The organism is Aquipseudomonas alcaligenes (genome assembly GCF_003205495.1).
In the GTDB taxonomy this organism is placed as follows: Bacteria; Pseudomonadota; Gammaproteobacteria; order Pseudomonadales; family Pseudomonadaceae; genus Aquipseudomonas; species Aquipseudomonas alcaligenes_B.
This window is the reverse complement of sequence record NZ_QJRX01000008.1, coordinates 79152-98736: the sequence shown is the minus strand read 5'-3', so window position 1 is coordinate 98736 and position 19585 is coordinate 79152. Positions and strand designations below refer to the sequence as shown.

Here is a 19585-nt window from a genome sequence, read left to right as displayed (position 1 = left end):
GCGCGCCTATTCGGGGCGCTGCAGCACGCCGTAGACCACCTGGTAGGTGGCCGGCAGCCCCTGCGGATGGCGGAAACGCTCGTAGGCCTCGACCAGGGCGCGGATGCGCGCGCGCCCGGTCAGGCCGCCGGGACGCCCCGGGTTGAGGTTGTGCGCGCCGAGGGCCTTGAGCTCGTGGGTCAGCGCGCGCAGGTCGGGGAAGTGCAGCACCTTGGCCCGCCGTTCCAGCGCCAGCGGCTGCAGGCCACTGGCCGCGCACAGCTGCTGGTAGTCGGCGAAGCGGCGGAAGCGGTTGACGTGGACGAAGCCGTCCACCGCCTGCCAGCTGTCGCGCAGCTCCTGCAGGGTGCCGACACACAGGCTGCTGAAGGCCAGCACGCCGCCAGGGCGCAGCACACGGCGCGCCTCGGCCAGCACGGCGGCGAAGTCGCCGCACCACTGCACGGCCAGGCTGGAGAAGATCAGGTCGCAGCCGGCCTCGCGCAGCGGCAGGCGCTCGGCGTCGCCGGCGACGAAGTGCTGCGCCCCGCCCAGCGGACGGGCATGGCGCAACATGCCTTCGGCCAGGTCCAGGGCCACGCCCTCGGCCGCCGGGTAGCGCGCGGCCAGCACCCGACTGAAATGCCCGGTGCCGCAGCCGAGGTCGAGCCAGCGCCGCGGCGCCAGGCTCAGCGGCAGGCGTGCCAGCAGCTCGATGCCGACATCGCGCTGCAGGGCGGCGACGCTGTCGTAGCTGTCCGCCGCGCGGGAGAAGGATTCGGCGACCCGGCGCTTGTCCGGCAGGCCGCTCTGCTCGTGCCAGTCAGTCATGGTCGGCCTCGCCGAGGAAGGCCAGTACCGCCGCCGCCACCTCGTGCGGGCGCTCCAGCGGGAAGGCGTGGCTGACGTCCTCGATCAGCCCGACCTCGATGTCCGGCTGCAGCATCAGCAGCTCGCCGGCCACCTCGGCCGGCACCAGCGCATCGGCGCCGGCCAGCAGGTGCAGCTGCGGCCCGGCGAAGCGCTGCAGGGCGCTGCTCCCGTCGAAGTTGCCGAGCACTTCCAGCCCGGCCAGCAGCACCTCGGGCGCCAGGTGCGGCGCCGCGGCCTGCAGCTGGCGGGCCAGGCCGCGCGCCTCGGCCGAGCCCTGGGTGCAGAGCAGGCTGAAGCGCTTGAGGGTGGCGGCGGGATTGTCGCGGCAGCCGGCGACGAAGGCGGCGAAGGTGGCCTCGTCCATGCCGCAGGGCCAGTCCGCCCCGGCGACGAAGCAGGGGTTGCTGGCCAGGGTCAGCAGGCCGCGGCAACGCTCGCCGCGCAGGGCCGCCAGCTCGCTGGCGAGCATGCCACCGAGCGACCAGCCGCCCAGCCAGGTGTGCGGCGGCAGGCGCTCGTCCAGCTCCAGCAGCCAGTCGCGCGGCTCGCCTGACGCCAGCTCCGGCAGCGGCTCGATTTCCACCCTGAGTGCCGGGTCGAGCCCGCGCAGGGCCTCGGCCAGCACTTCCAGCGGCAGGCTACCCAGGCCCCAGCCGGGCAACAGGATCAGCTGGTCACGCATCGCGGGCCACCTGCGGCCAGCACTCGGCCAAGGCTTGCAGCAGGCGCTCCAGCTGCGCCTCGCTGTGGGCGGCGGACAGGGTCACGCGCAGGCGCGCGCTGCCGGCCGGCACGGTCGGCGGACGGATGGCGCCGACCAGCAGGCCGCGCTCTTTCAGCAGCGCCGAGAGCTGCAGGGCGCGCGCGCTGTCGCCGACCAGGATCGGCTGGATCGGCGTCGGGCTGGCCATCAGGCTCAGGCCGATCTCGGCGGCGCCGGCACGGAAACGGGCGATCAGCCGGCTGAGGTGCTCGCGGCGCCAGCCTTCCGTGCGCAGCAGCTCCAGGCTCTTCAGCGTGGCGCAGGCCACGGCCGGCGGCTGGCTGGTGGTGTAGATGTAGGGGCGGGCGAACTGGATCAGCGTCTCGATCAGCTCCTCGCTGCCGGCGACGAAGGCGCCGGCGGTGCCGAAGGCCTTGCCCAGGGTACCGACCAGCACCGGCACGTCCTCCATACCCAGACCGAAGTGCTCGACGATGCCGCCGCCGGTGGCGCCCAGCGGGCCGAAGCCGTGGGCGTCGTCGACCATCACCCAGGCCCCCTTGCTGCGCGCCTCGGCGCACAGCGCCGGCAGGTCGGCCAGGTCGCCGTCCATGCTGAACACTCCGTCGGTCACCACCAGGGTGTTGCCGGAGGCACCGTCCAGGCGCTTGCCCAGGCTGGCCGCGTCATTGTGCAGGTAGCGCGAGAAGCGCGCGCCGGACAGCAGGCCGGCGTCCAGCAGGGAGGCGTGGTTGAGGCGGTCCTCCAGCACCGTGTCGCCCTGCCCGACCAGCGCCGTCACCGCCGCCAGGTTGGCCATGTAGCCGGTGGAGAACAGCAGCGCGCGGGGCCGTCCGGTGAACTCGGCCAGGGCTTCTTCCAGCGCGTGGTGCGGGGTGCTGTGGCCGATCACCAGGTGCGAGGCGCCGCCACCGACACCCCATGTTTCAGCGCCGGCGCGCAGGGCCGCGATCACCTCGGGGTGATTGGCCAGGCCCAGGTAGTCGTTGGCGCAGAAGGCCAGCAGCTCGCGGCCGTCGACCCGCACCAGTGGCCCCTGCGGGCCGTCCAGCAGCGGGCGCTGGCGATACAGGTGAGCGGCGCGGCGCTCGGCGAGACGGGTGGCGAGATCGAAAGGCATGGCTATCTCGAATGAGGCTTTGACTCTCCTCTCCCGTGTGCGGGAGAGGAGCCGGGGAAGAGGGTTGAGACCGCCCTCTTCCCACCCTCTCCCATCAACAGGAGAGGGGTGTTTGCGTCAGACCGCGGCGTCGTAGAACAGCTTGGAGTCGCGCTGCTCGACCAGCGCCTGTTCGATGGCGGCCTGGTGCACCTCGTCGGCGTGCTCCTCGCGCTCCTCCGGCTGGATGCCGAGGCGCTTGAACAGGGCCATGTCCTTGTCCGCCTGGGGGTTGGCGGTGGTCAGCAGCTTCTCGCCGTAGAAGATCGAGTTGGCGCCGGCCATGAAGGCCAGGGCCTGCATCTGCTCGTTCATCTGCTCGCGGCCGGCGGACAGGCGCACGTGCGACTTGGGCATCATGATGCGCGCCACGGCCAGGGTGCGGATGAAGTCAAAGGGGTCGACGTCCTTCTCCTCGGCCAGCGGGGTGCCCTTGACCTTGACCAGCATGTTGATCGGCACGCTCTCCGGATGCTCCGGCAGATTGGCCAGCTGGATCAGCAGGCCGGCGCGGTCGTCCACCGACTCGCCCATGCCGAGGATGCCGCCGGAGCAGATCTTCATCCCCGCCTCGCGCACGTAGGCCAGGGTCTGCAGGCGCTCCGAATAGGTGCGGGTGGTGATGATGTTGCCGTAGAACTCCGGCGAGGTGTCCAGGTTGTGGTTGTAGTAGTCGAGGCCGGCCTCGGCCAGCGCTTGGGTCTGCTCCTGGGTCAGCTTGCCCAGGGTCATGCAGGTCTCCAGGCCGAGCTTCTTCACGCCCTTGACCATCTCCAGCACGTAGGGCATGTCCTTGGCCGAGGGGTGTTTCCACGCCGCGCCCATGCAGAAGCGCGTGGAGCCGATGGCCTTGGCCTCCTCGGCGGCCTTCAGCACCTTCTGCACTTCCATCAGCTTTTCCTTGTCCAGGCCGGTGTTGTAGTGGCCGGACTGCGGGCAGTACTTGCAGTCCTCGGGACAGGCGCCGGTCTTGATCGACAGCAGGGTGGAAACCTGCACGCGGTTCGGGTCGAAATGCGCGCGGTGCACGGTCTGGGCCTGGAACAGCAGGTCGTTGAACGGCTGCTCGAACAGCGCCCGGACCTCGGCGAGGGTCCAGTCGTGACGGGTGGCGGCGGTGGTGGCGCTCATCGGGTATTCCTTGTTCTAGGCTGTGCAACACGGCTGAAGCATCGTCAAGGGAAGGACCATGCGCTGTCAACCATTCACGGACGACCAGGTTTACATCTGGACAAAAAACAAACAAATCTGCCTGCTGTGCGATGAACCGGCGGATACCGGACAGCCGCTGTGCAGTGCCTGCGAGGGCGAGCTGCCCTGGCTCGGCGGACACTGCCGGATCTGCGCCCTGCCCCTGCCGGGCGAGGGGCTGACCTGCGGCGCCTGCCTCAGGCGGCCGCCGGCGTTCAGCCGGGTCGAAGCCGCGTGGCGCTATGCCTTCCCGCTCGACAGCCTGATCACCCGCTTCAAGCACCAGGCGCAGTGGCCCATGGGACGTCTGCTGGCCGCCCTGCTGTCACATCACCTGCAGCACGCCTTTGCCGAGGGCCTGCCGCGCCCCGACCTGCTGCTGCCGGTGCCGCTCGGGCGCAAGCGCCTGCGCCGCCGCGGCTTCAACCAGGCCGAGATGCTCGCCGCTTGGCTGGCGGCGGCGCTGGACCTGCCGCTGCAGCGCCACTGGCTGCTGCGCCCGCAGGAGGGGGCACACCAGCAGGAACTGGACGCCGCCGCGCGCAAGCGCAACCTGCGCCGAGCCTTCGCCCTGCATGCGCAGGCCACGCCGGCGGGCCGGCATGTCGCGCTGGTCGACGATGTGCTCACCACCGGTACCACCGCCGAGGCGCTGGCGCGCCTGCTGCTGCGGGCCGGGGCGGTGCGGGTGGACATCTACTGCCTGGCGCGCACGCCCAAGCCGGGCGACTGAGCGTGGCGCCGGAGTGCGCCTTTGACCGATACTCGGCGCACGTCTTCGCCGGAGCCCGCGCATGCGTCTGCCGCTGTTGTTCTTCACCCTCGCGCTGAGCGCCACCGCCCAGGCCGGCGAACCGCTGCGCATCGCCGTGGCCGCCAACCTGCTGCCGGTGATGGAGCAGATCGCCAGGGACTACCGCCAGCAGACCGGCAACGCCGTGCAGCTGGCCGGTGGTTCCAGTGGCGCCTTCTTCGAGCAGATCCGCCGCGGCGCGCCCTTCGACCTGTTCTACTCGGCCGACGCCGAGCGCCCGGACCTGCTGGCCGCCAGCGGCGCCGCCACGGCGAGCCGTACCTATGCCTGCGGGCGCCTGGCGCTGTGGACGCCCAGGGCCGCGCCCGCGCTCGCCGAGCTGCCGGCCGGCAAGATCGCCATCGCCCAGCCGGACACCGCGCCCTACGGCCGCGCCGCCCTGCAGGCGCTGGAGCGCAGCGGCCAGCTGGCGCGGCTCAAGCCGCACCTGGTGTACGCCCAGGACATCGGCCAGGCCTACCAGTTCGTGCACAGCGGCAATGCCCCGAGCGGCTTCGTCGCCCTCAGCCAGCTGAGCGCGGCCGGGACACCCGTCGCGCAGTACAGCCAGGTCGACGCCGCGCTTTACGAGCCTCTGGTGCAGAAGCGCGTACTGCTGGGCAAGGGCGAGCGCCAGGCCGCCGCCGCAGCCTTCGCGGCCTTTTTCGATGCCCAGCACGACACCCTGAAGACGGCAGGCTATGGCCTGCCGGGCGAGGCTGGCTGTGCTGCTGACTGACAGCGACTGGCAGGCGCTGGCCATCACCCTGCAGCTGGCGGCGATCTCCACCGCCCTGCTGCTGGCCATCGGCCTGCCGCTGGCGGCCTGGCGCGTGCGCAAGCAGACGCCGCTGCGGCGCATGCTCGATGCCGTGCTGGCGCTGCCGCTGGTGCTGCCACCCACGGTGCTGGGCTTCTACCTGCTGGTGCTGTTCGCCCCGGACACCCCGCTCGGCCAGGCCTGGCACTGGCTCACCGGCCAGGGCCTGGCCTTCAGCTTCGCCGGCCTGGTGCTGGGCTCGGTGATCTATTCGCTGCCCTTCGTGGTGCAGCCGCTGACCGTGGCCCTGCGCGAGATCCCGCAGAGCCTGCTGGAGGCCGCCGCCAGCCTCGGCGCCAACCGCTGGCAACGCCTGCTGCGGGTGGTGCTGCCGCTGCTGCGGCGCGGCCTGCTGGTCGCCGCTACCCTCGGCTTCGCCCACACCCTGGGCGAGTTCGGCGTGGTGCTGATGCTCGGCGGCAGCATCCCCGGCGAGACCCAGGTGGTGTCCATCGCCCTGTTCCAGCACGTCGAGGCGCTGCGCTACGGCGAGGCGCACCGCCTGGCGGCCTGCCTGCTGGGGCTGTCGTTCCTGCTCCTGCTGCTGGTCTACGGCCTGGGCGACACCCGCCGCGCCACGCCGATGCGCAGCTGAGCGCCGGCTCAGGCGGCCCTCGCCAGCCGGTTGCCCGCGCCGACGGCCTGCACGCCCGCGCTTGGCGCTACACTGGGCGCCCTGACTGGAGCCCGCCATGAGCCACCCCTTCGCCACCCTCACCCCCGACCTGGTGCTCGACGCCGTGGAGAACCTCGGCTACCTCAGCGACGCCCGCGTGCTGGCACTGAACAGCTACGAGAACCGCGTCTACCAGGTTGGCATCGAGGACAGCGAGCCGCTGATCGCCAAGTTCTACCGCCCGGACCGCTGGAGCGATGCGGCGATCCGCGAGGAGCACGCCTTCAGCCACGAGCTGGCCGAGTGCGAAGTGCCGGTGGTGGCGCCGCTGCGGCAGGACGGCGAGAGCCTGTTCGAGCACGCCGGCTTCCGCTTCGCCCTGTTCCCCCGCCGCGGCGGCCGCGCCCCGGAGCCGGGCAACCTGGACCAGCTGTACCGCCTCGGCCAGCTGCTCGGCCGCCTGCACGCGGTGGGCGCCAGCCGCCCCTTCGAGCACCGCGAGACACTCACGGTGGCGGGTTTCGGCCACGCCTCGCTGGCCACCCTGCTGGACGGCGGCTTCGTGCCGCGCAGCCTGCTACCGGCCTACGAATCGGTGGCGCGCGACCTGCTCAAACGCCTGGACGAGCTGTTCGCCCGCGTGCGCTACACGCCGATCCGCCTGCACGGCGACTGCCACCCCGGCAACCTGCTGCACCGCGACGACGCCTTCCATGTCGTCGACCTCGACGACTGCCGCATGGGCCCGGCCGTGCAGGACCTGTGGATGATGCTCGCCGGCGACCGCCAGGAGCGCCTCGGCCAGCTGTCCGAACTGGTCGACGGCTACAACGAGTTCCACGACTTCGAGGCCCGCGAGCTGCCGCTGATCGAAGGCCTGCGCGCCCTGCGCCTGATGCACCACAGCGCCTGGATCGCCCGGCGCTGGGACGACCCGGCCTTCCCGCTGGCCTTCCCCTGGTTCGCCAACGAGCGCTACTGGGGCGACCAGATACTGATGCTGCGCGAGCAGCTGGCGGCGCTGGACGAGGAGCCGTTGCGCTTGTTCTGATGCCGTCGGCGCCGGCGCTACCGGGCTATCGTCAGGCGCTAGGCTGTTGACCATCGATCCCTTGTGCTGACTGGCGGTGACTGTGGACAGGTTTCAGGAAATGAAGGTGCTGGTGGCCGTCGCGGAAGCGGAGAGCTTTGCCGGCGGCGCCAAGCTGTTGGGCCTGTCGGCGCCGAGCGTGACGCGCGTGATCGCCGGCCTGGAGAACCGCCTCGGCACCCTGCTGCTGGCCAGGAGCACCCGCAGCCTGCGCCTGACCGAGGCCGGCCGGCGTTATGTCGATGACTGCAGGCGCATCCTGCTGGACCTCGAGGAAGCCGAGGAGCTGGCCGCCGGCAGCGCCAGCCGGGCCCGCGGCAACCTGACCGTGACGGCGCCGGTGATGTTTGGCGAGCTGTTCCTGATCCCGCTGATCACCGAATACCTCGCCGCGCACCCGGAGGTGTCGATCAACGCCCTGCTGGTGGATCGCCTGGTGAACATGGTCGAAGAAGGGGTGGACGTGGCGATCCGCATCGGCAGACTGCCCGACACCGGCCTGCAGGCGGTGAAGGTCGGGGCAATCCGCCCGGTCATCTGCGCCGCTCCCGCCTTTCTCGAACGGGCCGGCCGGCCACGGGTTCCCGAGGATGTGATGAACGCCCCCATCGTCATGTCGTCGGCCAGCAGCCTGCTCACCGACTGGCACTTCGAGAGCCCCCAGGGCGCCCTCACCCTGCATCCCAAGCCGCGCCTGGTGGTCAGCTCCAACCAGGCCGCCATCAATGCCGCGCGCCTGGGCTGGGGGCTGACGCGGGTGCTGTCGTACCAGGTCGCCGAGCTGGTGGCCAAGGGCGAGCTGGAGGTCGTCCTCGCCGACTACGAGACCGCGGCGTTCCCCGTGCATGTGCTGTATCAGGGCAGCCGCCGGATATCGGCCAAGGTGCGCACCTTCGTCGACCACTGTACCCGGCGCTTCCAGCAAGACCCGGCGCTGCAGACGACGCCGGCGGCCTGAGGCATGGACCGCTACCGGCAGCTGCAGGTGTTCGATGCCGTGGCGCAGGCCGGCAGCCTGGCCGCGGCGGCGCGCCGGCTGGAACTGTCGGTGGCGACCATCATGCGCAACATCGGTGCCCTCGAGGCCCGCCTCAACGCCAGGCTGCTCATCCGCAGCCACCGGGGCGTCAGCCTCAGCCCGGCCGGCGCCCGGCTGGCCCTGAGCGCTCGACAGCTGCTGGAGCAAACCGAGGAGGCCGAGCGTTCCGCCGCGGGCGTGCATGCCTGCCCCAGCGGACTGCTGAGCCTGGCGCTGCCCCCCTTGATGGACCAGCAGGTACTCACCCCCATAGCACTGGCTTACCTGGACGCCTTTCCCGACATGCACCTGGCCACCCGGGCCAGTCACGGCATGCCCAGGCTGCTGGAGGACGGTCTCGATGCCGCCCTGGTGGTGGGCCATCTGGCCAGTTCGTCCGAGTTCGCCATGGCGCTGGGCACGGTTCGCCCCATCGTCTGCGCCGCCCCCGCCTACCTGGCCCAATGGGGCCGGCCGCAGACGCCGGAAGAACTCGGCCGCCACCGCGCCGTGCTGGCCTCGGCCCCCGGTTACGACGCTTCCTGGCAGTTCCGCGGAGTGCGCCGCACGCAGCAGGCGAGGCCTGTGCCGGTGCTGACCTGCACCACCCAGCGCGCGGCCATCCATGCCGCCACCCTGGGCCTGGGCCTGGTCCGCTGCATGAGCTACGAGGCCCATGCCGAGCTGCAGAGCGGCCAGCTCGAAGCCGTGCTGCAGCCCTTCGCCGGCCCTGGCGTGCCGGCGCACCTGATCTACCGGCATGGCCGCCGCGCCGATGCACGGGTACGCAGCTTCATCGATTTCGCCGCACCGCGGCTGCGCGCCCATCCCGCCTTCTGCGACTGAGGCCCGACCGCCACTCTTTCAGAAAACGGAATTATGGATTGCCCAGCGTGGTGATTCTGCTCGAACTCGCACAGGCGCAGCATGGCTCCACCAGCGCAACCCCCCGACCTCGCGCTGACCACCCACCGTTCCGGAGCCATGCCCATGTCCAACGCCATCAAACTCTATCGCCACCCGCTGTCCGGCCACGCCCACCGCGTCGAACTGCTGCTCTCGCTGCTCAAACTGCCCACCGAGCTGGTGTTCGTCGACCTGGCCAACGGGGAGCACAAGAAGGCCGAGTTCCTGGCCATCAACCCCTTCGGTCAGGTGCCGGTGATCGATGACAACGGCACCGTCATCAGCGACTCCAACGCGATCCTCGTTTACCTGGCGAAGAAGTACGGCAGCGGCAGCTGGCAGCTGAACGATCCGCTCACCGAGGCACGCGTGCAGCGCTGGCTGTCGGTGGCCGCCGGCCAGGTCGCCTACGGCCCGGCCGCGGCGCGACTGATCACGGTGTTCGGCGCCGCCTTCAATGCCGACGAAGTCATCAACCGGGCCCATGCCCTGCTCAAGGTGATGGAGCACGAGCTGGCGGCCAGCCCGTTCCTCGCGGGCAGCGCACCGAGCATCGCCGATGTCGCCAACTACAGCTACATCGCCCATGCCCCGGAAGGCAACGTCGCGCTGGAGGCCTACCCGAATGTGCGGGCCTGGCTGCAACGCATCGAGGCCCTGCCCGGCTTCGTGCCCATGCAGCGCACCGCCGCGGGCCTGCAAGCCGCCTGAGTACCGCCCCGCTGCCGGGCCTCCCGGCAGCTCGCTCAAGGAGCAGCGTCATGGACCATCTGCCCAAGCACCGCAAGTCACCCTGGCATGCCGGGGAAAGACTGCTTCAGGAAAGCGTTCACGCCACCGAGCGGATGGAAGTGATCGGGCAGAAGGTCATCCGCGACTACATGCCCGACCAGCACCGGGAGTTCTATCAGCAGCTGCCGTTCATGGTGGTCGGCGCGGTGGATGCCGACGGCCGCCCCTGGGCGACGCTGCTCGAAGGACCGGAAGGCTTTGTCACCTCCGCCGATCCGCAGCACCTGTTCCTCGCCACTCAACCCGACCCGCAGGACCCGGCCGCCGCCGGCCTGCAGGCGGGCAACTCCATCGGCCTGCTCGGCATCGAGCTGCATACGCGCCGGCGCAACCGCATCAACGGCGTGATCCAGCAGGCCTCGGCCGCAGGCTTCGCCGTGGAGGTCGAACACTCCTACGGAAACTGCCCCAAGTACATCCAGGAGCGCTCCTACAGCCGCGTCACCGCGCCGGCAAACGGCAAACCGCCACGCCGGGACTTCACCGGCCTGGACGACTACAGCAGCGCGCTGATCCGCGCCGCCGACACCTTCTTCGTCGCCAGCTACGTCGAGCATGACGCGGGGCATCGCTCCGTGGACGTCTCCCACCGTGGCGGCCGCGCCGGCTTCGTCAGGGTCGAAGGCAACCGCCTGACCATTCCCGACTACGCCGGCAACCTGTTCTTCAACACCCTGGGCAACCTGCAGGTCAATCCGATCGCCGGCCTGCTGTTCGTCGACTTCGCCAGCGGCGACATGCTGCAGCTCAGCGGGCGCACCGAGCTGCTGCTCGACAGCCCTCTGATCAAGGCCTTCGAAGGCGCGGAGCGGCTGTGGACGGTCGAGGTCGAACAGGTGGTGCTGCGCCCGGCGGCCGTGAGCGTGCGCTGGCGGTTCCATGACTACGCCCCCACCAGCCTGGCGACCGGCACCTGGGCCGAAGCCGACGAGCGCGTGCGCCAATCCGAACAGCGCCGGCAATGGCAGCAATGGCGGGTCACGCACGTGCAGCAGGAGAGCCGCGACATCCGCTCGCTGTTCCTCGCCCCACTGGACCATTCCCGCGTGCCCTTCACCGCCGGCCAGCACCTGCCGATGCGCCTACAGGCCGGCGATGAGGCCCTGGTCAGGACCTACAGCGTCTCCAGCGCACCATCCGACGGGCATATCCGCATCAGCGTGAAGCTGCAGGGCAAGGCCTCGCGCCACCTGCACGAGCAGGTACAGGAAGGTGACTTGCTGGAGGTACGCCCGCCACTGGGCAGCTTCACCCTGGTCGATGAGCTGGCCAGACCTGCGGTTCTGATTGGTGCCGGCGTCGGCATCACCCCGCTGATTGCCATGGCCCGCGAGCTGGTGGCGCAGAACCGGCAGCACCAGCGCGCGCGGCACATCCATCTGTTCCACAGCGCCCGCAGCCTGGCCGACCTGCCCTTCCGCGACGAGCTGAACGCGCTGCAACAGCAGGCGGAAGGACTCCTGCACATCCACCGAGCCCTGAGCAGCCCCGGCGCGGAGGCGCAGCTCGGCCGCGACTACCAGCTGGCCGGCCGCCTGGGCTTCGCCCAGGTCAAGGCGCGCCTGCCGCTGGACGACTACGACTTCTACCTGTGCGGCCCCAGCGGTTTTCTGCAGGACATGTACGACGGCCTGCGCGACCTCAACATCGCCGACCAGCGCATCCATGCCGAGGCCTTCGGCCCCTCCGCCCTGCGCCGTTCACAGAGCGGGCAACATCCAAGCCTGGAGCAGCCACCGGCAGCCACGCAGCCGGTGCCGGTGTACTTTTCCGCCTCGGCCACCGAGGCGCGCTGGAAGCCTGACAGCGGCAGCCTGCTGGAGCTGGCCGAGAGCCGCGGCCTGACGCCCGAGTTCAGCTGCCGCGGCGGCTCGTGCGGCACCTGCGCCGCCCGGCTGGTCAGCGGCGCCGTGCACTACCCCAATCCACCGGCGCAGCTGCCGGATAGCGACAAGGTGCTGATCTGCTGCGCCGTGCCGGCGCAAAGCGCAGACAGCCCACAACCCCTGGTGCTGGATATCTGACGAGGAGGCCGCGAGATGAACAGAAGCGATTGGCGTAGCCGGCAAATGCAAACGCCCGTGCAGTGGCACGACGCACCCACATCTTCGTCGCCGAGCCGCGACGCCATGGAGTGGGAGGCGAACCTGCTGCTGCCGCAGATGGCTGCGGCGCTGGAACACCCCTGCTCCGCCGCCTCGGCCGGCCGCCTGGCCAGCCTGTGGCGCGCGCTGCGCACCGGCATTCGCCAGCCGCAGGCCGGCGCCGTGCGCCACTGAGCACCAATCACCTTCGCCAACAGGAGCATGCCCATGTCCACGCCCGAAATCCGCCAACCGGTGCCGCCCTTCACCCGCGAGACCGCCATGCTCAAGGTGCGCCTGGCCGAGGACGGCTGGAACAGTCGCGACGCCGGCAAGGTGGCGCTCGCCTATACCCCCGACACCCGCTGGCGCAACCGCGTGGAGTTCGCCACCAGCCGCGCCGAGGCCGAGGCCTTCCTCACCCGCAAGTGGCAGAAGGAACACGAGTACCGCCTGATCAAGGAGTTGTGGGCCTTCACCGAGAACCGCATCGCCGTGCGCTACGCCTACGAATGGCACGACGACTCCGGCAACTGGTTCCGCTCCTACGGCAACGAGAACTGGGAATTCGCCGACAACGGCCTGATGGCCCACCGCTTCGCCTGCATCAACGACCTGCCCATCGCCGAGGCGGAGCGCAAGTTCCGCTGGCCGCTGGGTCGCCGTCCGGATGAGCATCCGGGCCTGTCGGAGCTGGGCCTGTAAGGTCACATGCCCAGTCGAGCACAGGGGCAATCGGCTGCCCGTCTGATCAAGAGATATCCATGACGGGTTTCTTTCGGCCGAAAGCCCTGGCTAGAACAGCAGCGCCGACTATTCATTCACCAAGCGAATGACCGTCTTGCCCTGGCCGCGGCCCTCGGCAACCTGGCGAAATGCCTCGTTGACCTCATCCAGGGCAAACTGCTGCGGATCGACTCGAATGGTCAGCTGCCCGGCATCGGCCAGCCCAGCGGCCTCGCGCAGGATGGCCCCGTGGTGCTCGCGCCCCTGGCCGGTAAGCAGCGGAGTGAGGGTGAATACGCCCGAGTAGGTGGCGCTCTTGAACGACAGCGGCGCAAGGCTGTGCTGGCCCCAGCCGAGGCAACTCAGGACGTGCCCGGTATAAGGCTTCACGGCCTGGAACGACGCATCCAGCGTGCTGCCGCCCACGGTGTCGTAGACGATGTCGAAACCTTCGCCGGCCGTGTAGTGCTCGACGTAGGACTCCACGCTCTGCGTCTGGTAGTCGATGGCCGTGGCCCCCAGCGAACGAATGAAGTCGAGACTGGCCGCCGAACCGGTGGCGTAGACTTCGGCGCCGCGCGCCTTGGCCAGTTGCACGGCGACCTGGCCGACTCCACCCGCACCGCCATGGACCAGCACGCGCTGGCCGGCACGGACGTTGGCGCGATCCACCAGGCCTTCCCAGGCGGTGATGAATACCAGCGGCAAGGCGGCCGCCTCGTGCATGCCCAGTGCGTGCGGTTTTGCCGCGATCAGCCGGGCATCCACGGCGATGTACTCGGCCATGGTGCCCTGGGCGCCGCCGATACCGCCGGCCATGCCGAAGACCTCCTGGCCAGCGGTGAAACCCTCGACCGCCTCGCCCAGCTCGACGACCGTGCCGGCCAGGTCCAGGCCGAGCACCGCCGGCAACGCCTGGCGAGCATGCGCGCCGGCGCCGGCGGCGATCTTGGTATCGAGCGGGTTGACCCCCGCAGCGTGAACCCTGACCAGCACCTGGCCCTTGCCAGGAACAGGGCGAGTGATGTGGCGCACGGCCAGCGGGGCCTGGGCGGATTCGGCGATGGCAGCAAGCATGGTCTGATTCATGGCGGAAACCTCTGATTGAGTGGACGCTTACAGGTTGCTCCGCCTTCCCCATTCCGATAAGAAACTAAATTTTCATATCACTTATTCCTCGAAGAGGCCTAATGGCGATGGATCTGTTCGACAGCATGCGCATCTTCGTCCGCGTGGTGGAACGTGGTTCGTTCTCGGCGGTCGCGCGCGAACTGAACATGGGGCAACCCGCGGTGAGCAAGCAGATCCGTGCCCTGGAGCACTACCTGGGCGGCCCGGTGTTCGCCCGCAGCACCCGGCACCTGGCCCTCACCGACCAGGGGCAGGGTTTCTACAGGCACTGCCAGGACATCCTCGGTCAGCTCGACGCTGCCACCCGCAGCTTCGCCAGCGGCCAGGAGCAGATCGCCGGCCCGCTGCGCATCACCGCACCCGTCAGCTACGGGAGGTTGAGCATTGCGCCGCTGATCGCGAGTTTCCTGCAGCGCTATCCGGGGGTGCGGATCGACCTGCGCCTGAGCGACCAGAACGAAGACCTGCTCAAGGAAAACATCGACCTGGCGATCCGCATCGGGGTGGTCAAGAGCGAGGGCCTGGTAGCCGTGTCCCTCGGCAGCAGCCCCCGGCGGGTGTATGCCGCGCCGGCCTATCTGGAACGCCACGGCCTGCCCCGCGAGCCCGCCGAACTGGCAGGCCACAACTGCATCGCCTTCACCCTGCTGGAGCACTACGACCGCTGGCACTTCACCCGCGGAGCGCAGGCGCTCGCTGTCGCCATCACCGGCAACGTCACCAGCAACAGCAGCGAGGCCATCCGGGAAATGGTCCTTGGCGGCCTGGGCATTTCCCTCTCGCCACAATGGCTGTTCGCCGCGGACGTCGAACAGGGTCGCGTGCGTAGCGTGCTCGACGATTACCAGACCACCGCGCTGCCGGTCAGCGCCGTGTTCAGCCGTGAGCGACGACGCTCGGCACGGACACTGGCCTTCATCGATTTTCTCCGCGAGCATTTGTAGCTGCCCACGAGCGGGGCGCGGGCCCGCGCGCATTGCCGTTACGGGCAAGCCTGCCGGGTATCATGCCGTGCTCTGCTGCAGCCATTCCCGCGGGCTTGCGCCGACCTTGCGGCGAAAGGTGCGGGCCAGCGCAGACGGACTTTCGTAGCCGACCTCATCGGCGATCAGGGCAATGGGACGGCCCTCGCGCAGGCGCTTCTGCGTCAGGCTGATGCGCCAGTTCGCCAGGTAATCCGCCGGGGTGACCCCCACGGTCTCGCGAAAGTGCGCAGCAAAGCTCGCCCGCGACATGCCCGAGCGATTCGCCAGTTCCGCCACCGACCAGTTGTGCTGAGGCTCGTTGTGGATGACCACGAGCGCGCGGGACAACTGAGGGTTGGCCAACCCGGCCATCATCCCGGAGTCGATGCTGCGGCTGGCGAGGAGGTGGCGCAGCAGCTGGATCACCATCAGCTCGAACAGGCGATTGAGGATGACATCCCGCCCACACTCGGCGCCGAAGGCTTCATCGAATAGCCAGTCGAGGGTGCCATCGAGGCCCTGCAGTTCGCGCAGCGGCTTGATGATGAAGTCCGGCAACGCCAGGGTCAGCGGGTTGCTGGCCCCGCCATCGAACTGCAAGGTGGCACACACCAACTCCGCGGCATCAGCCTCGCTCGCCAACAGCTGATGCTCCTGCGGGCGCACCGCCAGAATCAGGCTCGGCTCGGTCAGCTCGGTGAGCTGGCCGCGCTTGTCCCTGAAGGCCAGGCGCCCCGAACGCAGCAGATGGGCGTGGCCGACGCTGTGCTGCCCATAAAGGCTGGTCGTTCCACAGAACCCACCCTGGTGAAAGGTGGAAGCGTGCAGGTTGAAGTGTTTGAGCAGTGTCGACAGACGGTCCATGGCGCGCCCAGATTTAGACGATCTGTTGCATAAGTTCGACGATCTGAATCCGAAAGGAAAGACAGCCTTCCTAGTATGGACTCCAAGCTTGATCGACAAGCCGGTTAATCAACCTACTGGAGAACTACCATGACTCGTATCGCCGCTCTCTCGCTGGACCAGGCCCCCGCTGGCTCGCGCGCTGCCCTCGAAGGCATTCAGAAAGGTCTCGGCTTCATTCCCAACGCATTCAAGACCCTGGCCCACTCCCCGGCCGCACTCAGCGGTTACCTGGGACTCGCCCAGGCCCTGGGTAAAAGCTCGCTGAGCGCCGCCGAGCGCGAAGTCGTCGCCCTCGCCACCTCGCAAGTCAACGGTTGTGACTACTGCCTGGCCGCACACAGCTTCTTTGGCGCCAAGGCTGGCTTGAACGACGAGGCCATTCGCCAAGCCCGTAGCGGTACCCTCAGCGCGGTCGCAACGCTGGCGCAGCAGATCACCGAAAGCCGCGGGCAACTGAGTGACGAACAGATCGCTGCAGCGCGCGAGGCCGGCCTCAGCGATGGCCAGATCGTCGAGGTGGTGGCCCAGGTCACGCTGCTGACCCTGACCAACTACCTGAACAACATCGCCACCACCGATATCGATTTCCCGCCGTCGGCACGCTAGGAGGGTAACCACCATGAGCCAAGTGACTATCTACACCACCCGACACTGCCCTTACTGCGTGAGTGCCAAGCGACTGCTGGCGAGCAAGGGGGTCACCCCCCTCGAAATCAATGTCGAGGAGTCTCCACAGTCTCTGGCGGAAATGCTGCAGCGATCCCAGCGCAGAACCGTCCCGCAGATCTTCGTGGGTGAGGTGCATGTCGGGGGTTTCGATGATCTGGCAAGCCTCGACCACAAGGGCGGGCTCGATGCACTGCTGCACGCCTGATGTGCCAGAGTGCTCCGGAATGGGATTCCATCCGGAGCACTTTTTCTTCCACACGGCGCCCGTGTTGCCAGTAGTTCGTGGGCAATCCTGGGCGAAGCGCGCTGCCCCCTCCTTGACGTGCACATTGATCGACAGATGAAACTGCCCCAGGTCCAAACCGAACCGGGAAGCATGGCGAGCCGCACGCCTGTAAACCTTTCATGACATCGAGTTTGCACCACCACCCCGCCAGCAAAGCTGATCATCCAGACAACCCCTACCCGGCCGCACTAGAATCAGCAGTCTTTAGTTAGCCGCCTATCCATCAAGGACTGCCATGCCTTCCGCCCACCCCAGCCGCGGCTATGCCCTCGGCATCGCCGCCTATCTGATCTGGGGCCTGTTCCCGCTGTACTTCAAGGCCATCCAGGCCGTGCCAGCGCTGGAGATCATCGCCCACCGGGCGATCTGGTCGGCGCTGTTCGGCGCGCTGCTGCTGGCGCTGTGGAAACACCCCGGCTGGTGGCGCGAGCTGCGCGACAACCCCAGGCGCCTGGCGGTGCTCACCGCCAGCGGCCTGCTGATCGCCAGCAACTGGCTGGTGTATGTCTGGGCGGTGAACAACGGGCGCATGCTGGAGGCCAGCCTGGGCTACTACATCAACCCGCTGATCAACGTGCTGCTCGGCATGCTGCTGCTCGGCGAGCGCCTGCGCCGCCTGCAGTGGGTGGCGGTGGGCCTGGCCACCCTCGGCGTGCTGCAGCAGCTGTGGCAGGTCGGCAGCCTGCCCTGGGTGTCGCTGGTGCTGGCGCTGACCTTCGGCTTCTACGGCCTGATCCGCAAGCAGGCGCCGGTGGCCGCCCTGCCCGGCCTGGTGGTGGAAACCTGGCTGCTGCTGCCGCTGGCGCTCGGCTGGCTGTGGTTGCACCCGGCCGCAGCCAGCACCCAGCCCGGCTTCTGGAGCAGCAGCGAGGCGCTCTGGCTGATCGCCGCCGGCCCCATCACCCTGGTGCCGCTGCTGTGCTTCAACGCCGCGGCGCGCCACCTGCCCTACACCACCCTGGGCTTCCTGCAGTACCTCGCACCCACCCTGGTGCTGCTGCAGGCGGTGCTGCTGTTCGGCGAGACGCTGGAATCGAGCAAGCTGCTGTCCTTCGTGTGCATCTGGGCGGCGCTGTTCATCTACAGCCTGGACATCTGGCTGGGCCTGCGCCGGCGCGGCCAGGTCGCCTAGAAAACGACCAACCCGGGCGAAGCCTGATCGGCCGGGGGCTGGCGCGGTTATTCCCGAGCTTTTCCACAGGGCCATCCCCAGGCTCTGTGCACAAGCCCGACGTAGCTGTGCATTTGCTGAGCGAACCGCTGCAACCCACGCCAGGCGCGGGCTGCAGCAAGGAGTCCGCAGACTGTCCACAGCTCTTTCCCCGTTTCCCGGGGATAGGAATCCCAGCCTGCGCCCCGGCCTTATCCACCGCGACGCGCCGGCCGGACGACTGATCAGGAAACGCCCAGGTTGCTGCAGGCCGCGCCCGGCCTGGCGCACAGCGATAAGTCCGCCGGCTATCCACAGCCTCATCCCCAGTCTTTGTGCACAAGCGCTTGATATTGCTGGTTTTCTGAGCGAAACGCGGGAGCCCGCGGCAGGCCTGGCGCGCAGCGGCCATCCCCCAGCCTGCGCACAGTTTCATCCACAACTTTCGGGGATATCCACCCGACACCGGGCGCTGGCTGAAAAACGCGCAACAGGCCGCAGGCCACGCCGCCCGCGGGATGGGCCGACTTATCCCCATGCCGCCCACAGAGCCATCCCCGCCATTTGTGCACAAGCCCTTGAATCTGCAGCTTTTTTGACCAGGCATGAAAAAGCCCCGGGGCACTAGGCAGTGCGCCGGGGCTCCCCAGACTATCCACAGCTTCACCCACGCATTCTGGGGATCACTCCTCGCTGCGCAGGTTCAGCTCCACCATCAGGTCGTCGGCCAGGGTTTCCAGCTTGTCCTGCAGCTGGTCCAGCGACAGGTCCAGCGGCACGGCCAGCAGCGCCTCGGCATGGAACAGCGGCTCGCTGCTCATCGGCGCCGGCGCCACCTCGGTGGTCAGGCTCTCCAGGTTGACGCCGTGCTCGGCGAGCAGGCGGGTGATGTCGCGGACGATGCCGGGGCGGTCGTTACCCACCAGATCGAGGTGGATCGGCTTCCAGGTGCAGACCGGCTCGATGCCGCTCTCCGCCACCAGCACGCGGATGCCCTGGCTGTTGAGGGCCTGCAGGCCTTCGACCAGCTCGTCGTAACCCTCGGCGGGTACCGCCACCTTGAGGATGCCGGCGAACTGCCCGGCCATGCGCGACATGCGGCTCTCCAGCCAGTTGCCGCCGTGCGCGGCGATGCACTGGGCGATACGTTCGACCAGGCCGGGCTGGTCGGGGGCGATGACGGTGAGTACCAGATGATCCACGTGCAACTCCTTGTTCAGGGCTTGAGGCCGAGCCAGTAGGTATAAAACACCTCATCGCGCACATAGCCAAGCTTTTCGTAGAGCGCCTGGCCGGCCAGATTGTCCTTCGCCGTCTCCAGCTGCAGGCCGCAGGCGCCACTGGCCTCGGCATGGCCACGGGCGGCGTTCATCAGCTGCTCGGCCAGGCCCTGGCGGCGGCCTTGCGGATGCACGTAGAGATCGCTGAGGAGAAAGGCCGGCGCCATGTGCAACGAGGCGAAAAAGGGATACAGCTGGACGAAGCCCAGCGCCTGGCCGGCCTGGTCGCGGGCGATGAACAGCACCGAGTCGCCGCGCTCAAGGCGTGCGGCGAGGAAGGCACTGACCTCGGGCAGCGGGCGCGGCACCTGGTAGAAGTCCAGGTAGCCGGCAAACAGCTCGGCCAGTTCGGGGAGATCGGCGGGTTGGGCACAACTGATCGGCATGCTGCCTCCAGGGTCGGAAAAGCACCGAGTATAGGCCCGGG

General features: G+C 68.8%; 22 protein-coding genes. 14 read left to right on the top strand and 8 right to left on the bottom strand.

Going from position 1 to position 19585, the window contains the following annotated elements; translation table 11 throughout:
- Positions 1-6 precede the first annotated feature (6 nt).
- The 4 genes from bioC to bioB all read right to left on the bottom strand — a co-directional run bounded on the left by bioC (position 7) and on the right by bioB (position 3866).
- Positions 7-810, bottom strand: a complete 804-nt coding sequence (gene bioC, locus DMO17_RS15610) for a malonyl-ACP O-methyltransferase BioC (protein ID WP_110683403.1) — start codon at positions 808-810, stop codon at positions 7-9.
- Positions 803-1534 (bottom strand): alpha/beta fold hydrolase, encoded by a 732-nt coding sequence (locus tag DMO17_RS15605; RefSeq protein ID WP_110683402.1) that lies wholly within the window; start codon positions 1532-1534, stop codon positions 803-805. The genes bioC and DMO17_RS15605 overlap by 8 nt, the downstream gene beginning before the upstream one ends.
- On the bottom strand, positions 1527-2696 hold the full coding sequence (gene bioF / locus DMO17_RS15600) for an 8-amino-7-oxononanoate synthase (RefSeq protein WP_110683401.1): 1170 nt from the start codon (positions 2694-2696) through the stop codon (positions 1527-1529). Before bioF ends, DMO17_RS15605 begins: the two co-directional genes overlap by 8 nt.
- 117 nt (positions 2697-2813) lie before the next feature.
- Positions 2814-3866, bottom strand: a complete 1053-nt coding sequence (bioB, locus tag DMO17_RS15595; RefSeq protein ID WP_110683400.1) for a biotin synthase BioB — start codon at positions 3864-3866, stop codon at positions 2814-2816.
- 58 nt (positions 3867-3924) lie between these two features.
- Between bioB and DMO17_RS15590 the strand changes: the two genes are divergently transcribed.
- From DMO17_RS15590 to DMO17_RS15550, 10 genes are all read left to right on the top strand, one after another.
- Complete coding sequence (locus DMO17_RS15590; protein ID WP_110683399.1) at positions 3925-4659, top strand: ComF family protein; 735 nt, start codon at positions 3925-3927, stop codon at positions 4657-4659.
- A 61-nt stretch (positions 4660-4720) separates the two neighbouring features.
- Positions 4721-5458, top strand: a complete 738-nt coding sequence (gene modA / locus DMO17_RS15585; protein WP_110683398.1) for a molybdate ABC transporter substrate-binding protein — start codon at positions 4721-4723, stop codon at positions 5456-5458.
- Positions 5445-6134 (top strand): molybdate ABC transporter permease subunit, encoded by a 690-nt coding sequence (gene modB, locus DMO17_RS15580; protein ID WP_110683556.1) that lies wholly within the window; start codon positions 5445-5447, stop codon positions 6132-6134. The genes modA and modB overlap by 14 nt, the downstream gene beginning before the upstream one ends.
- A 97-nt stretch (positions 6135-6231) precedes the next feature.
- Positions 6232-7206: a serine/threonine protein kinase gene (locus tag DMO17_RS15575; RefSeq protein ID WP_110683397.1), complete on the top strand. Its 975-nt coding sequence runs from the start codon at positions 6232-6234 to the stop codon at positions 7204-7206.
- A gap of 100 nt (positions 7207-7306) precedes the next feature.
- Positions 7307-8203 (top strand): LysR family transcriptional regulator, encoded by an 897-nt coding sequence (locus DMO17_RS15570; protein WP_181418797.1) that lies wholly within the window; start codon positions 7307-7309, stop codon positions 8201-8203.
- Between the two features lie 3 nt (positions 8204-8206).
- Positions 8207-9109, top strand: coding sequence for a LysR family transcriptional regulator (locus DMO17_RS15565; RefSeq protein ID WP_110683395.1), 903 nt, complete (start codon positions 8207-8209; stop codon positions 9107-9109).
- Between the two features lie 144 nt (positions 9110-9253).
- Positions 9254-9880, top strand: coding sequence for a glutathione S-transferase family protein (locus tag DMO17_RS15560; RefSeq protein ID WP_110683394.1), 627 nt, complete (start codon positions 9254-9256; stop codon positions 9878-9880).
- Positions 9881-9930: 50 nt separating this feature from the next.
- Positions 9931-11985 (top strand): pyridoxamine 5'-phosphate oxidase family protein, encoded by a 2055-nt coding sequence (locus DMO17_RS15555; RefSeq protein WP_110683393.1) that lies wholly within the window; start codon positions 9931-9933, stop codon positions 11983-11985.
- Positions 11986-12030: 45 nt separating this feature from the next.
- Entirely contained in the window at positions 12031-12240 is a 210-nt protein-coding gene (locus DMO17_RS19595) for a hypothetical protein (protein ID WP_146224923.1), read from the top strand.
- A 33-nt stretch (positions 12241-12273) separates the two neighbouring features.
- On the top strand, positions 12274-12750 hold the full coding sequence (locus DMO17_RS15550; protein ID WP_110683392.1) for a nuclear transport factor 2 family protein: 477 nt from the start codon (positions 12274-12276) through the stop codon (positions 12748-12750).
- Positions 12751-12858: 108 nt separating this feature from the next.
- Here DMO17_RS15550 and DMO17_RS15545 read toward each other — a convergent pair whose 3' ends face one another.
- Positions 12859-13860: a zinc-dependent alcohol dehydrogenase family protein gene (locus tag DMO17_RS15545; RefSeq protein ID WP_110683391.1), complete on the bottom strand. Its 1002-nt coding sequence runs from the start codon at positions 13858-13860 to the stop codon at positions 12859-12861.
- A 107-nt stretch (positions 13861-13967) separates the two neighbouring features.
- Between DMO17_RS15545 and DMO17_RS15540 the strand changes: the two genes are divergently transcribed.
- Positions 13968-14846 (top strand): LysR family transcriptional regulator, encoded by an 879-nt coding sequence (locus DMO17_RS15540; protein WP_110683555.1) that lies wholly within the window; start codon positions 13968-13970, stop codon positions 14844-14846.
- Positions 14847-14906: 60 nt separating this feature from the next.
- Here DMO17_RS15540 and DMO17_RS15535 read toward each other — a convergent pair whose 3' ends face one another.
- Complete coding sequence (locus tag DMO17_RS15535) at positions 14907-15731, bottom strand: AraC family transcriptional regulator (protein WP_110683390.1); 825 nt, start codon at positions 15729-15731, stop codon at positions 14907-14909.
- Between the two features lie 129 nt (positions 15732-15860).
- On the opposite strand from DMO17_RS15535, the gene DMO17_RS15530 reads away from it, so the two are divergent.
- From DMO17_RS15530 to rarD, 3 genes are all read left to right on the top strand, one after another.
- A complete protein-coding gene (locus DMO17_RS15530) occupies positions 15861-16379 on the top strand; it encodes a carboxymuconolactone decarboxylase family protein (RefSeq protein WP_110683389.1) in 519 nt (172 codons plus the stop codon).
- A gap of 13 nt (positions 16380-16392) precedes the next feature.
- Positions 16393-16647, top strand: coding sequence for a glutaredoxin 3 (grxC, locus tag DMO17_RS15525; RefSeq protein WP_110683388.1), 255 nt, complete (start codon positions 16393-16395; stop codon positions 16645-16647).
- A 316-nt stretch (positions 16648-16963) separates the two neighbouring features.
- The gene (gene rarD / locus DMO17_RS15520) at positions 16964-17860 is read left to right on the top strand and encodes an EamA family transporter RarD (protein ID WP_110683387.1); all 897 of its coding nucleotides are present in this window, start codon (positions 16964-16966) and stop codon (positions 17858-17860) included.
- A gap of 701 nt (positions 17861-18561) precedes the next feature.
- On the opposite strand, the gene DMO17_RS15515 is transcribed toward rarD, so the two are convergent.
- Both DMO17_RS15515 and DMO17_RS15510 read right to left on the bottom strand, forming a co-directional pair.
- On the bottom strand, positions 18562-19080 hold the full coding sequence (locus DMO17_RS15515) for a glycine cleavage system transcriptional repressor (protein WP_110683386.1): 519 nt from the start codon (positions 19078-19080) through the stop codon (positions 18562-18564).
- A gap of 14 nt (positions 19081-19094) precedes the next feature.
- Positions 19095-19544 (bottom strand): GNAT family N-acetyltransferase, encoded by a 450-nt coding sequence (locus DMO17_RS15510; protein ID WP_110683385.1) that lies wholly within the window; start codon positions 19542-19544, stop codon positions 19095-19097.
- Between the last annotated feature and the right edge of the window lie 41 nt (positions 19545-19585).